The 14,507-nt window shown below is 71.7% G+C and carries 9 protein-coding genes; 4 read left to right on the plus strand and 5 right to left on the minus strand.

Annotated features, from left to right (window positions below; all coding sequences use genetic code 11):
* The first annotated feature begins 47 nt into the window (after positions 1–47).
* From OIE75_RS21005 to OIE75_RS21015, 3 genes are all read left to right on the plus strand, one after another.
* On the plus strand, positions 48–446 hold the full coding sequence (locus OIE75_RS21005) for a BlaI/MecI/CopY family transcriptional regulator (protein WP_122616865.1): 399 nt from the start codon (positions 48–50) through the stop codon (positions 444–446).
* Positions 447–455: 9 nt separating this feature from the next.
* A complete protein-coding gene (locus OIE75_RS21010; protein ID WP_122616866.1) occupies positions 456–965 on the plus strand; it encodes an amino-acid N-acetyltransferase in 510 nt (169 codons plus the stop codon).
* 205 nt (positions 966–1,170) lie between these two features.
* Positions 1,171–1,506, plus strand: a complete 336-nt coding sequence (locus OIE75_RS21015; RefSeq protein ID WP_064729127.1) for a histone-like nucleoid-structuring protein Lsr2 — start codon at positions 1,171–1,173, stop codon at positions 1,504–1,506.
* Positions 1,507–1,550: 44 nt separating this feature from the next.
* On the opposite strand, the gene OIE75_RS21020 is transcribed toward OIE75_RS21015, so the two are convergent.
* Positions 1,551–2,210, minus strand: coding sequence for an SCO3374 family protein (locus tag OIE75_RS21020; protein ID WP_329471794.1), 660 nt, complete (start codon positions 2,208–2,210; stop codon positions 1,551–1,553).
* Between the two features lie 430 nt (positions 2,211–2,640).
* On the opposite strand from OIE75_RS21020, the gene OIE75_RS21025 reads away from it, so the two are divergent.
* Complete coding sequence (locus tag OIE75_RS21025) at positions 2,641–5,166, plus strand: ATP-dependent Clp protease ATP-binding subunit (RefSeq protein ID WP_122616868.1); 2,526 nt, start codon at positions 2,641–2,643, stop codon at positions 5,164–5,166.
* 76 nt (positions 5,167–5,242) lie between these two features.
* On the opposite strand, the gene OIE75_RS21030 is transcribed toward OIE75_RS21025, so the two are convergent.
* From OIE75_RS21030 to OIE75_RS21045, 4 genes are all read right to left on the minus strand, one after another.
* On the minus strand, positions 5,243–8,281 hold the full coding sequence (locus OIE75_RS21030; protein WP_329471795.1) for an NACHT domain-containing protein: 3,039 nt from the start codon (positions 8,279–8,281) through the stop codon (positions 5,243–5,245).
* 43 nt (positions 8,282–8,324) lie between these two features.
* Positions 8,325–8,993, minus strand: coding sequence for an HAD family acid phosphatase (locus tag OIE75_RS21035; protein ID WP_329471797.1), 669 nt, complete (start codon positions 8,991–8,993; stop codon positions 8,325–8,327).
* A 133-nt stretch (positions 8,994–9,126) separates the two neighbouring features.
* On the minus strand, positions 9,127–11,685 hold the full coding sequence (locus OIE75_RS21040; protein ID WP_329471798.1) for an NACHT domain-containing protein: 2,559 nt from the start codon (positions 11,683–11,685) through the stop codon (positions 9,127–9,129).
* An 8-nt stretch (positions 11,686–11,693) separates the two neighbouring features.
* On the minus strand, positions 11,694–14,288 hold the full coding sequence (locus OIE75_RS21045) for an NACHT domain-containing protein (protein WP_329471799.1): 2,595 nt from the start codon (positions 14,286–14,288) through the stop codon (positions 11,694–11,696).
* Positions 14,289–14,507: the final 219 nt, after the last annotated feature.

Below are 14,507 nucleotides of genomic sequence, written 5' to 3' on the forward strand. Positions count from 1 at the left end.
CGCGATCGGCGAGATCTCCCACTATCGTTCGGAGCGTGCCTCGCCCATTGGGAGAACTCGAAGACGCGGTCATGACGAGGGTGTGGAAGTGGAACCGCCCCGTGACCGTTCGAGAAGTCCTGGAAGACCTCCAACAGGAACGGTCCATCGCGTACACCACCGTGATGACCGTTTTGGACAATCTCCATCAGAAGGGCTGGGTCCGCCGCGAGTCGGAAGGCCGGGCCTATCGATATGAGGCGGTCTCCACCCGCGCCGCCTACGCCGCCGCGCTGATGAACGACGCGTGGTCGCAGAGCGACAACCCCGCCGCCGCCCTCATCGCCTTCTTCGGCATGATGAGCGAGGAACAGCGGCAGGCCCTCAGAGACGCCATCCGCATCGTGCAGGGACCCGAAACCCCCGCGCCCAACCCCGGCTCCGTACCGGACGGCGGCGAGCGATAGCGTCCCCACATGTCAAATGCCATCACCGTCCGGCGGGCCCGTACCAGGGATGTCCCGGACGTACGCCGGCTCCTCGACGCGTACGTCCGCGACCGTATCCTGCTCGACAAAGCGATGGTGACGCTTTACGAGAGCATCCAGGAGTTCTGGGTCGCGGAACGGGACGACAACGCCGAGGTGGTCGGCTGCGGTGCCCTGCACGTGATGTGGGAAGACCTCGCGGAAGTGCGCACTCTCGCGGTGAAGCCGGGCCTGAAGGGCGCCGGCGTGGGACATCACTTGCTGGAGAAGTTGCTGGACACGGCGCGCTGGCTCGGTGTTCGCCGTGTTTTCTGTCTGACCTTCGAAGTGGACTTCTTCGTCAAGCACGGCTTCGTGGAGATCGGGGAGACGCCGGTCGACACCGATGTCTACGCGGAGCTGCTGCGTTCCTATGACGAGGGCGTTGCGGAGTTCCTCGGTCTCGAACGAGTGAAACCGAACACCTTGGGTAACAGTCGGATGCTTCTGCATCTGTGATCGCCGGACAGTGCCAGACCCTATGTCCGAAACGCGTATGTTTCCGGCCCGGAGTCGGGCTGCCGGTCTCCGTCGGGGGTTTGTGTTTTTCCGGCAAAAGCGGTTTGCTTTCCGGCGTAGTGCAGTACTGCATATAACAAGGGACGGCGATACGGCGGACGCCGACGGACCTCCGGCCCTCACGTTATCGATGAAAGGAAATCCGGTGGCACAGAAGGTTCAGGTCCTTCTTGTCGATGACCTCGACGGCGGCGAGGCAGACGAGACCGTGACGTTCGCACTCGACGGCAAGACGTACGAGATCGATCTCACCACTGCCAACGCGGACAAGCTCCGTGGTCTTCTCGACGCCTACGTCAAGGGTGGCCGCCGTACCGGGGGCCGTGCCTCGGGCGGTCGCGGCAAGGCGCGCGCCTCTTCCGGTGGCAGCCAGGACACCGCGGCGATCCGCGCCTGGGCGAAGGAGAACGGTTACGAGGTCAACGACCGCGGTCGTGTTCCCGCGATCATCCGCGAGGCGTACGAGAAGGCCAACGGCTGATCACCCGGCCCGCGACACCGCCCGCGCCGTCGCCCGCGTCACCGTCACCGGCCGCGCCCGGCGCCGAGCCGGACCCGGTGGCACTGCGTAGCCAGGGTGCGGACGAGCCGTGCGAGATCCGGGGCGCTTTTGGTGTCCCCGAGGACCGACAGCGTCGGCAGCGAGGTCTCGACCTCGCATCCCGGCTCCGGGGGCCGCAGCCAGAAGGCGGCCCCCCGCGGCCCGTCAGGGCCGGACCCCGGCCCGGTGGCGGGCGCGAGGGGCGCGTCCACGAGGCCGCCCGTGCCCACCGCGGTCAGATCGAGCGGCAGCGACCCCCACTCCAGCCACTCCAGCAGCCCCGGCACCTCCTCCGCGCCGCCCGCCGCCACGAGCAGCAGCATCCGCTCGCCCTGGACCGCCACCGGGCCCGTCGGTCCGAGCCGCTCCAGCGCCGCGCGACCGGCCTCGCCCGGGACGTCCAGGACGTCGAAGCGGACGCCCACGCGCAGCCGGGGCGGAACTCCGGGCACCGTCGGCCACCCGAGCACGTCCTCGTACCAGGACCGCACCCCTTCCCACCGCGCCCCTTCCCCTCGCGCGCCGCCCGCCTCGAGCGACCGACGCGGTGGCGGCACCGCGGCGGGAGCCGGGGGAACGGGTGGGACCGGAGGGCCGGGAGCGGCCGGAGGGACGACGGGTACCGGGGGCAGGGCGCCAACCATGCCAAGCGCAACGGTCGAAAGTACGCTGAAGTTACGCTGGGTACCGAGGCTGTTGCTCAGGGTGCTGGCGATGGGGGCGTGCGGGGGTGCGGGGAGGTGCAAGGTTGTTCGCCCGTAGCGGAGGGAACCGGTGCACGCGGCATGGAGTGTCAGTCCCAGCGGGTAAGACATCCCTAGTGGGAGGGGGCGACACGCAGCCCGGGCCGTCTCGCGTTCGCCATCGGCGTACTGGCGAGTGGGGTAAGTGCCTGGCCTGCGGGAACATCGTCTCGCACCATCGGGTTGTGGCAGATGTCGGCGTCAGGGGTCAGGAGGCCATCGACGGTGTCGGCAGTTGGAATGAGCGGTCCCCGCTTGCGGGACTAAGCTGCGGAAGGACAGGGAGGGGAAGTTCCCCTTACTGCCTGACCGCTCTGAGGAGCGATTAACGATGTTCGAGAGGTTCACCGACCGCGCGCGGCGGGTTGTCGTCCTGGCTCAGGAAGAAGCCCGGATGCTCAACCACAACTACATCGGCACCGAGCACATCCTCCTGGGCCTGATCCACGAGGGTGAGGGTGTCGCCGCCAAGGCCCTTGAGAGCCTCGGGATTTCGCTCGAGGCGGTCCGCCAGCAGGTGGAGGAGATCATCGGGCAGGGCCAGCAGGCCCCGTCGGGTCACATTCCCTTCACCCCCCGTGCCAAGAAGGTCCTGGAGCTGTCGCTCCGCGAGGCCCTCCAGCTGGGTCACAACTACATCGGCACGGAGCACATCCTGCTCGGCCTGATCCGTGAGGGCGAGGGCGTCGCCGCCCAGGTCCTGGTCAAGCTGGGCGCCGATCTCAACCGGGTGCGGCAGCAGGTCATCCAGCTGCTCTCCGGTTACCAGGGCAAGGAGACCGCCACCGCCGGCGGTCCTGCGGAGGGCACGCCCTCCACGTCCCTGGTTCTCGACCAGTTCGGCCGGAACCTCACCCAGGCCGCTCGCGAGTCCAAGCTCGACCCGGTCATCGGGCGCGAGAAGGAGATCGAGCGGGTCATGCAGGTGCTGTCCCGCCGTACCAAGAACAACCCGGTGCTCATCGGTGAGCCCGGCGTCGGCAAGACCGCCGTCGTCGAGGGCCTCGCGCAGGCCATCGTCAAGGGCGAGGTGCCCGAGACCCTCAAGGACAAGCACCTCTACACCCTGGACCTCGGCGCGCTGGTGGCCGGCTCCCGCTACCGCGGTGACTTCGAGGAGCGCCTGAAGAAGGTGCTCAAGGAGATCCGCACGCGCGGCGACATCATCCTGTTCATCGACGAGCTGCACACGCTGGTCGGTGCGGGTGCCGCCGAGGGCGCCATCGACGCCGCGTCGATCCTGAAGCCGATGCTGGCCCGCGGTGAGCTGCAGACCATCGGTGCGACCACGCTGGACGAGTACCGCAAGCACCTGGAGAAGGACGCGGCCCTGGAGCGCCGCTTCCAGCCCATCCAGGTCGCGGAGCCGTCGCTGCCGCACACGATCGAGATTCTCAAGGGTCTCCGTGACCGGTACGAGGCGCACCACCGCGTCTCGATCACGGACGAGGCCCTGGTGCAGGCGGCCACGCTCGCCGACCGCTACATCTCGGACCGCTTCCTCCCGGACAAGGCGATCGACCTGATCGACGAGGCCGGCTCCCGGATGCGGATCCGCCGGATGACCGCGCCGCCGGACCTGCGCGAGTTCGACGAGAAGATCGCCGGCGTCCGCCGCGACAAGGAGTCCGCGATCGACTCGCAGGACTTCGAGAAGGCCGCGTCCCTGCGCGACAAGGAGAAGCAGCTCCTCGCCGCGAAGGCCAAGCGGGAGAAGGAGTGGAAGGCCGGCGACATGGACGTCGTCGCCGAGGTCGACGGCGAGCTGATCGCCGAGGTCCTCGCGACCGCCACCGGCATCCCGGTCTTCAAGCTCACGGAGGAGGAGTCCTCGCGCCTACTGCGCATGGAGGACGAGCTCCACAAGCGGGTCATCGGCCAGGTCGACGCCGTCAAGGCGCTCTCCAAGGCGATCCGCCGTACCCGTGCCGGTCTGAAGGACCCGAAGCGTCCGGGTGGCTCGTTCATCTTCGCCGGTCCGTCCGGTGTCGGTAAGACCGAGCTGTCCAAGGCGCTCGCGGAGTTCCTCTTCGGTGACGAGGACGCGCTGATCTCCCTCGACATGTCGGAGTTCAGCGAGAAGCACACGGTGTCGCGTCTCTTCGGTTCGCCCCCCGGTTACGTGGGCTACGAAGAGGGCGGCCAGCTGACCGAGAAGGTCCGCCGCAAGCCGTTCTCCGTCGTCCTCTTCGACGAGGTCGAGAAGGCCCACCCGGACATCTTCAACTCGCTGCTGCAGATCCTGGAGGACGGTCGCCTGACCGACTCCCAGGGCCGGGTCGTGGACTTCAAGAACACGGTCATCATCATGACGACCAACCTCGGCACGCGGGACATCTCCAAGGGCTTCAACCTCGGCTTCGCCGCCGCGGGTGACAAGAAGACCAACTACGAGCGCATGAAGAACAAGGTCCAGGACGAGCTGAAGCAGCACTTCCGGCCCGAGTTCCTCAACCGCGTCGACGACGTGGTCGTCTTCCCGCAGCTCAGCCAGGACGACATCCTGCGGATCGTCGACCTGATGATCGGCAAGGTCGACGAGCGCCTCAAGGACCGGGACATGGGCATCGAGCTCTCCCAGTCCGCCAAGGAGCTGCTGTCCAAGAAGGGCTACGACCCGGTGCTGGGCGCGCGGCCGCTGCGTCGCACGATCCAGCGCGAGGTCGAGGACACGCTGTCGGAGAAGATCCTCTTCGGCGAGCTGCGCCCGGGCCACATCGTGGTCGTGGACACGGAGGGCGAGGGCGAGTCCCAGACCTTCACGTTCCGCGGCGAGGAGAAGTCGGCACTGCCCGACGTCCCGCCGATCGAGCAGGCGGCCGGCGGCGCGGGGCCGAACCTGAGCAAGGAGGCCTAGCCCTCCGGGGGTGAGCCGAGAAAGGGGCTGCCCGGGACTTCGGTCCCGGGCAGCCCCTTTCGTCATGCCGGTGCCCTCACTCCAGGGTCACCTCGGCGTCGGGGAAGAGCGTGGCGAGGCGCGCGCCGTCGAGCCGGGCGCCGGGGGCGGCCTGGAGTGCGACCGTGCGCACGTCGGGGAGGCGGGGCGCGAGGACCGAGACGTCCTCGCCCCCGTCCAGGGCGATGAGGTTGAGGTCGTCGACGCCCGGGAGCGTGGGCATCGTCCGGATGCTGTCGGGGAACAGGGAGCTGTGCAGGTACAGGATGGTGAGCTGCGGCAGTCGCCGGATCTCCGCCCAGTCCTCGGCGGTGAGGCGCGTGCTCGGGGACAGGTACAGGGCTTGCAGCGTCTCCCAGTGGGAAAGACCCCGAAGGCCGGTACCGGCGACGGCGTCCTCGCCGAGGTAGAGGTACTTCAGGGGCGCGGCCGCGGGGAGGGAGTCCGTCAGCCGCGTGCCGGGGAGCCGGTGCGCCACGGTCAGATGGGTGATCGAGGCCAGGTCCGAGAGGCCGGTGAGATCGGCGGCGGTCCGGCTGATCAGCAGGGCCGTGAGCGACAGCGCGGTGAGCGGTCCCAGGTCCCGGACCGACCGGCAGTCGACCAGCAGGAGCCGCAGGGACGCGAAGGCCGAGAGGTCACCCAGCTCGGTCACCTCGGTGTTGTTGACGAGCTGCAGCTCCTCGACCGCCCCCGGCTCCGTCACGCAGTCGGTGATCCCGGTGATCCCGGTGATCGGGTGGTCCCCGAGGAACGTGAGGTGGGTCCACGGTCCCATCGCGGGCAGCGCCTCGCGCTGGGCCTTGGTCCGGCAGGTCAGGAAGAGGGCCGTCCGGTCCAGGTGGTCCAGCACCTCCGTCGCGTACTCCCGCGGCTCGAAGCGGTCCCAGGTCCCGACCAGCTGCCGCCGCACGTCGAGTGAGGGGTGGCCCCGGAACCTGCGCAGCACCGCCAGGGCGCCGGCCGGCTCGTGCGCCGCCAGCAGCGAGGCCGTCACCGTCACCCCGTGCGCCTCCGCGTCCGACAGCCCCTCCGGGCCCGGCAGCAGCTCCAGCACCAGCGGACCCGCCTCCGCGAGGGCCTTCGCCTCCTCCGTCGAACCCGGCGGAATCAGCGTCCCCGCCCGGGCCTCCACCTCCGCGCGCACCGTCGGGTCCAGCGCGGTGGCGTACTCCAGGCAGGCAAGGGCCAGCAGCGTGAGGCGCGGGGTGTCCGCCGCGAGCAGCCGGCGCAGCAGGACCGCCCGCTCACCGGGGCGGGCGTGGGCCACCGCCATGCGGATCACGTCCTCCCAGTGGGGGTCGGCCGCATGGCCCGCGATGACGTCCAGGTGGCCCTCCTCGACCGCGTACCGGGCGCCCAGGTAGTCCTGGAAGGTGCGGTGGACGAAGTCCAGGGTGCCCTCGGTGGGACGGCGGAGCAGGCCGCTGCGGAGCAGCAGTTCCCGCAGGACCGTCGCCGCGTCGCCCCGTCCCGCCGCCGAGGCGACCGACGGCAGCGCGCGCTCCACGATGGACTCGGCCGTGGCGACGTCCATCTCCGTGCGCCCGCTCAGCACCAGCGCGTACGCGAGCCGCTGGAGCAGCTCCAGTTGGGCCTCCTCGCCCAGGTCCACGGCCTCCATGCCCCGCTCCCGGTCCCGCCGGGCGAGCAGCATGGTGAGGGCGGCGTCGTACAACTCCTTGCGGCCGGTGGGGAGATAGCCCCGCCGTTCCCGGTGCAGGGCGCAGATCAGGCCGCACATCAGGGGGTTGGTGGCGAGGCGGGCCAGGTCGCGCTTGGTGTGCAGGGAGTCGAGCAGCAGGGCCTCGTACTCGGGGGCGCGCGCGGCCGTGTGCCAGCGGCGCACGAAGGTCGTGACGTCGGCCCGGCGCATCGGGGTCAGGGCCAGCTCCCGGAAGCCCTCCCCGGCCAGCCAGTCGGGGCGTACGGCGCTGGGGCGGGAGGTGAGCAGCCAGCGGTTGCCGGGGTAGGCGCGGATCAGGGCGAGGAGCCAGTCGCGGGTGCGGTGCCGTTCGGCGGCGGGGATCTCGTCCAGGCCGTCGACGAGGACCAGGCCCCGGCCGGCCGTCAGCACCCGCTCGGCCCAGCCCTCGGGCGGGGTGAGCGGGCATCCCACGGCCGTGAGGAAGGCGGTGGGCGCCGGGAGCGTGCCCGCCCGGACGAGGGTGCGCAACGGCAGGACGTACGGGACCCGGTCGCCGTCCCGGGCGGCGGTGACCGCCAGCCACTGCACCAGGGTCGTCTTGCCGGAGCCGGCGTCGCCGCGCAGCAGCACGCGGTCGTGGGTGCGCAGGGCGTGCTCGGCGGCGAGGCGGACGGTGTGCTCCGGTTCGGCGCGCTCGCCCGGCAGGGCGGTGCGCTCCTCGTCGCCGGTCGCCTCCAGGCTCAGGTAGGCGACCTCCAGCGGCCACCTGTCGGGGGAGTCGCGCAGGTCGATGCCGTAGATGGTGATGTGGTTGTACTGCTCGGCCGCGTACGGCAGATACCGGCGCTCGAACGCCGTGTCCCGGGCGTCCGGGCGCGGGACGCGGGTGATCAGCTCGTCGACCTTGGCGATCAGCTCCGCCTGGCCGCGGGTCTGCTCCACCAGCGTCCGGGCGACGAACGTGGAGCGCCGGGTGAAGAACTCCAGGATGTGCAGGCAGGCCCACTCCGTCGCCGAGTCGAGGAAGTGGCCCGCGTCGGCGGAGAGGCCGTCCCAGGGCCCGGCGGCGGTCCGCAGCCGGGCGGCCAGTTCCCGGTGCCCCAGCCGCACCGCCTGGACGTCGTCCATGTCCAGGTCGCCGAGGGCCAGCAGCCGCGCGGCCAGGGCGTCGGCGACGGCGGTCGCCTCGTCGCGCGGGAAGGGGCGTTCGCCGGGGGAGTCCAGGGCGTCGGCGACCAGTCGCCCCGCGAGCCCGCGCACCTCCTTCTCGCCGAGGGTGCGCTGCTCGCCCCTGAAGGACACCAGGCGGGTCAGCCGGACCGGCCGGTCGACCAGTGCGGCGCCGGGGCCGCCGGTCACGAAGAGCTTCTTCACCAGCGGGGCGACCAGGCTGGACGCCAACTTCCCGCCGAGTACGGTCGGTTCCACCTGAGGCTCCCCTGGTCGGTCGACCAGGGGAGCCTATCCGGCGTCAGGACAACTGGCCGTCGTAGTCGGGCAGCTTGAACGTCTTCTCGGCGTGCCCGCCCGACAGGTCGGTGGCGCTGTTGCCGATGTTCGCGATGATCGTGTAGCCCTTCGACTCGATCTTCGCCCGCTGCTCGGTCTTGTACTCGGCTACGTCCCGGAACAGGTCGAGGAAGCCGCGCACGTGCAGGCCGGAGGAGTCGTAGCCGGCGTGCGCGAGGTTCCACTCGGTGGGCAGTTCGATGATGCCCGGCCGGGCGGTGACGAAGAACAGTGCGACGCCGCGCTCCTGGGCGTACCGGGCGGCTTCCAGGACGGGCCGGTTGGCGGGCTGCGGGTAGCTGAAGCCGAAGTCGGTCTCCAGGGCGGTGTTGTCGATGTCGAGGACGATCGCCTGCTTCTCGCCGGGCCGGGCGTCGCCGATCCGCTCCTTGAGATAGGGCAGGGCGCCGTCCATCACGGCCCGGCAGTCCCGCTGCCAGGTGTCGTAGTCGACGTCCGCGGCGGCACTCGTCACGGCGGCGGTCGAAACGGCGGAGGCCGGCGCCTCGGGCGTCGCGGCGCCGGCGGGTGTGACCGCCACGGTGAGCGCCGCCGCGGTGACGGCCACGGTGCCGACGGCCTGCTTCCAGGTACGCCGGGTCTGTCTGGTCTGTCCGGTCTGTTCGGTCATGGGGGGTTGGATTCCTCTCATGCCTGCGCGGATGCCTGACGGCACCAAAGTTGTCGCGTGCATGCTTGCCCCAGCAAGTGGCCGGACGGCAACGATTGGGTTACTGAGCAGTAGTCAGGGTCCTGAGCTGCGACTACGCGGTGATCTCCACCCCGTCGGGCACGTTTCGTACCCGTGGGAGCCGCGGATTGACCCGCAGGACCCGCAGTTGCGGGAAGTGGGAGAGCCAGGAGACGTCCGTGTCCGGCAGCTCCGCGTTGAGCCACAGGTGGGTCAGCCGGTCGGGCAGCAGACCCTCCGTCAGCTCCTCCGCGCGCATCACGCCGGCCACCTGGATGCGCGCCCGCCCGCCGAGAGCGCGCAGCGCCGCCAGCTCGGCGGTGTCGGCGACCGGGAAGTACAGGCCGTCCGGGTCCAGGTGGGCGATGATCTCCTGGGCGTACCGCTCGGTGTCGAAGTTCCTCCAGCCCCGGGCGAGTTCGGTGCGTACCGGCAGGGCGGAACGGGACCGGAGGCGGGCCAGGTAGTCGATGGCCGCGTCGTCCTCGACCCGGGTCGCGGTGAGCGCGAGCAGCAGCGCCTGCCGGTCGTCGGGGACCTGCCCCGGGTCGGGCAGCAGCTCCAGGACGATGGGGCCGACCCAGCCGAGACCGCGCGCGGCCAGCTCGGTGGTCGGGCGGACCAGGTTCTTCGTCCGGTCGTGGACGAGCTGCTGGACGGCCGGGTCGAGTTCGGTGACGTGCTCCAGGCAGGCCGCGGCCATCAGCCTGCGGTGATTGATCTGCGGGCGGCGCAGCCCGGGCGCGGGGGCGAGCAGCCGCTCCAGGAACTGCGCGCACTCCTCGGGGCGGGCATGCGCGGCGGACATCCGGATGACCTCCTCCCACTCGGCCTGGTGGGCGTGGTCCACCAGCGTGGGGAACCGGCCGCGCGCCACGATCTCCTTCGCCGCCAGGTAGTCCTGGAAGGTGCGGTGCACGAAGTCGACCGACTCGCCGGAGCGTTCGCGCAGCAGGCCGGTGCGGTGCAGCAGATGCCGGAAGATCTTCGCGCCGTCGCCCTGGGCGCGGGCGGCGGGCATCGCGGGCAGCGCGGCGTCCAGGATGCCGACCGCCCGCTCGGCGGTCAGCTCCGAGGCGTCCTCCTCCAGCATCGCGTGCGCCAGCTTCTGGAGCAGCCGCTCCCGGGTGCTCTGCTGGAGCCGCACGTCATCGGCGTACAGCACGTCCCGTTCGGGGTCGCGGCGCTGCAGCAGCATCTCCAGGGCGGCGTCGTACAGCTCTTTGCGGCCGCTCGGGAGGGAGCCGGCCCGGTCCCGGTTCAGGGCGCATATCAGGCCGCACATCAGGGGGTTGGTGGCGAGCTGGCGCAGCTCGCGGTAGATCCGTACGGAGTGCAGGAGCCGCTGCTCGTACTCGTCCAGCGTGCCGCGCTCCCGGGGCCCCGGGGCCCTGTCCCGCTCGTCCAGCCGGGCCGCCGAGTGCCAGTCCCGGACGAACCGCGTCACCTGGTCCCGCGACATGGGCGCGAGGGCCAGCTCGACGAAGTCCTCCTCGGCCAGCCCGCCGCCCGAGAGCCAGCCCTCCGACACGGCGGAGGGGCGGGAGGTGACCAGGCAGCCGTTGCCGGAGAAGACGCGCAGCAGCCGCCTGAGCCGGTCGCGCAGTTCACCGCGCGCCTTCTCGGGCGCCTCGTCGATGCCGTCGACCAGCAGCAGCGCCCGCCCGGCGAGCAGGGTGCGCACCACCCAGCCCTCCGGCGCCCGGTCGGCGAGCGGGTGCCGCACCGCGTGCAGGAAGTCGTCCGGCGCCGGGAACCCCTCGCGGGCGAAGCGGCGTACGGGCAGTACGAAGGGGACCCGGGTGCCCTGCCGGGCGGCGGCCACGGCCAGCCACTGCACCAGGGTCGTCTTGCCCGAGCCCGCGCCGCCGCGCAGCAGCACCCGCTCGTGGTCCTCCAGGGCCCGGTCCGCGAGCAGCACCGTGCGCTGCTCGTCGCCCGTGACGCCCGCGGCGCCGCTGCGTTCCTCCGCCTCGAGGCTCAGGTAGGTCTCCTCCAGCGGCCAACGGTCGGGCGCGTTGGGGAAGTCCACGCCCACGATGGTCAGCCAGCCATGCCGCCGGGCCACCCACTGCGCGTACTCGGCCTCGAACGCGGCGTCCTCCTCGGACCGTTCGGGCTGCCGGGCCGCCGCCTCGGCGTCCCCCAGGTCGACCAGCTGCGCGATCCGGCTGGCCCGGCCCGGCAGTTGCCGCTGGATGTAGGGGGAGCGGCGTACCAGATGGTGCAGGACGTGCAGGCAGACCGAGACGAGCAGCGCGTCGTGGAACCAGGCGGCGTCCGGAGACAGTTCGCGGTCCGCGCCCTGCACCGCGCCCCGCAGCCGCCGCGCGTAGTCCTGCGGGCCCATCCGGACCGCGTCGGCGTCGGTGACGTCGACCCGGGCGATGGCGAGCAGGGTGCGGGCCAGGACGTCGACGACCGGGGCCAGTTCGGCGGTGGGCGCGGTGTGCCGTTCGGCGGCGAGGTGCACCAGGTCGGCGGCGGTGCGGTGGACGTCGTCCGCGGGTCCCTGCCAGGTGGTGAGGGCGGGCACCGGTTCGGGCCCCACCGGCGGCCGGTCGGGGACGCGGAAGATTCTGCGGACGAGGGGCGCGGCGAGGTCGGACGGGGTGTGGACGACGGTATCCATGCTGTGGGCTACCCCTGGTGGTGGATGGGGGACGGCTGCCGGTCGGACTCCCAGGTGATCTCCAGGCCGGCCGGCAGCTCCCGTGCCACGGCCGCGTCCGCGTCGCCGGCCGCCACGTGGACGGTGTCCAGCACGGGGAAGGCCGACAGCCAGGCCAGGCCCTCGACCGGGTGCGGAGCCTCCAGCGCCAGGTACGTGAGGCGCTCCGGCACGATCAGCGCGGTCAGGTCCTCGATCCGGTACGCGCCGCGCACCACGATCTGCTCCCAGCCGCCGAGCGCGCGCAGCGCGCGCAGATCGTCGAGGGTGGACACCTGGACGGGCCACTGCTCGCGCAGGTGCGCGAGGATGTCGCGGGCGTACCGGTCCCGGTCGAAGCGGTGCCAGGAGTCGGCCAGGATCACCTGGACGTCCCGGCCGGGATGGTCCCGGAAGCGGGTCAGGAAGTGCAGCGCTGCCTCGCTGCCCACCTCCACGGCGGTGCCGACCACGATGGCGGCGGTGAGGTCGTCGACGCCCTCCGGGCCCGGGAGCAGCGCGAGCACCAGGTCGCCGCCCCGGCGCGCGATCTCCCCGGCCAGCTCGAAGGTGGACGGCGGGACGAGGGCGCCCAGTTGCTCCTCCACCAGCCGCCGTGTCCCGGGCTCCACCTCGGCCGCGTACCGCAGCCCGGCCGCCGCCAGCAGGGTGCCGCGCGGTGTGCCCTCCTCGGTCAGCCGGCGCAGTATGTGCTCCGCCTCCTTGGGCCGGGCGTGCGCGACGGCGAGCAGGATGACGTCCTCCCACGCGTCGTCGTCAGCGTGGTTGACCAGCAGGCCGAAGTCCAGGTCCTGCACGGCCAGCCGGGCGCCCAGGTAGTCCTGGAAGGTGCGGTGGAGGAAGTCCACCCTCCCCTCGGCGGGTTCGCGCAGCAGCCCGGAGCGCAGCAGCAGGGCGCGGAAGACGTCCTCCTCACCGGCCCCGTCCAGGCCGAGCGCGGGCAGCGCGCCGCCGATGAGCTGGAGCGCCTCGGCCCGGTCCATCTCCAGGCGGCTGTTGCGGATCAGCCACCACGCCAGCTTCTGCAGCAGCTGCACCTGGATCGCGTACGCCAGCCGGATCCCGTCGGGGTCGTGCAGCTCACGCTCCCGGTCCCGGCGTTCGAGGAGCATGGTCAGCGCGGCCTCGTACAGGGACCTGCGGTCCTGCGGCAGGAAGCCGCGCCGGTCGCGGTGCAGGGCGCAGAGCATCCCGCACATGAGTGGGTTGGTGGCCAGCCGGTTCAGCTCCGAGGTGGTCCGCACCGACCGCAGCAGCGCCTCGCCGACCGACGCCTCGGCGCCGGCCGCGCGGTGCCAGCGCCGTACGAAGGTGGCGACGTCGTCCTGCGACATCCGGGCCAGCACGCGCTCGCCGAAACCCTCGGCGGCCAGCCACTCCTCCGGTACGGCCGAGGGGCGCGAGGTGACCAGCCACAGGTTGCCGGGGAAGGCCCGCACCAGCTCCCGCAGCCAGCGCCGGGCGGCGGCGCGGCGCTCACCGGCGATCTCGTCGATGCCGTCGACCAGCAGCACCCCGCGCTGCGCGCGCAGGACCCGCTCCACCCACCCCGGCGGCTGCTCCCCGGCGACGGGACAGCCGACGGCCCGCAGGAAGTCGCCGGGAAAGGGCAGCTCGGCCCCGGGCCGCACGATCCGGCGCATCGGCAGCACGAACGGCACCCGCCCGATGAGGTGGGTCAGCCCGTGGTCGTAGACGCGGCTCGCCGTGGTCACCGCGAGCCACTGCACCAGGGTCGTCTTGCCTGATCCGGCGACGCCGCGCAGGAAGACCTGGTCCTGTCCGGCGAGGACCTGCTCGGCGGCCACGGTCGGGTGGGCGGTGTCCCGGCGCCCGTCCCGCCCCGCCTGCGGCCGGGTCGCCTCCAGGCTCAGGTACGCCGTGTCCAGCGGCCACTCCCGGGTACCGGCGTCCAGCCCGTAGATGGTGAGGGTGCCGTAGCGGGCGGTGACGTGATCCGCGTAACGCTCCTCGAACCCGGCGTCCTCGGCCGACTGGGACGGCAGCCGTTCCAGCAGGACGTCGACGCCCTGGACGAGCCGGGCGAGCTGCCGGGTCTGCACGGTCTGCTGCCGGGCCACAAAGGTGGAGCGCTGGGTGAGGAAGTTCAGGATGTGCAGCGCGGCGGTGTGCAGCAGCCGCTCGTAGAGCAGCAGGCCGCCCTCGCTCAGCCCGTACGGCGCCAGCGGCACGTCCGTGCGCAGCGCGCGGGCGAAGCGCTCCGGTCCGAGCCCGACGGCCTCGTAGTCCTCGACGGTGATCTCGCCGAGCCGGGCGAGGGTGCGGGCCAGGGCGTCCTTGACGGCACTCGCCTCGCCGGCCCCGACGGGTTCCTCGCCGGGCCCGGCCGCCGCCAGCGCCCGGCGGACCAGTTCCTGGGCGATCCGGTCGACGTCCTTGGGGGTGACGGTCCGCTTCTCGCCCCGGAACGACACCAGCGCCGATATCCGCACCGGCCGGTCCACCAGCCCCGCCCCGGGCCCGTCCCGTACGAACAGCTTGCGGACGAGCGGAGCGACCGCGCTGGACGCGACACGTGCCCCCACTGCTGTGACGTCGACCATGTTGCGAGCCTAGGTGAACGCCCTTGTGCAGGTGGCGGGTTAAGCGGACCGGGAGTAGCCCCGGTCACATTCACCGGCCTATCGATCACGGTCGCCGGTGACATGGCGCACAGGCCCTTGGTCCTTTACTACGGGGAATAGTGGAAGCCGCGAGAACTACGAAACCGGACATAACGGTCCGCGCCGGTTGGCGGCCGCCGGGCGCCTGAGCTGGTTTTG

The organism is Streptomyces sp. NBC_01723 (genome assembly GCF_036246005.1).
In the GTDB taxonomy this organism is placed as follows: Bacteria; Actinomycetota; Actinomycetes; order Streptomycetales; family Streptomycetaceae; genus Streptomyces.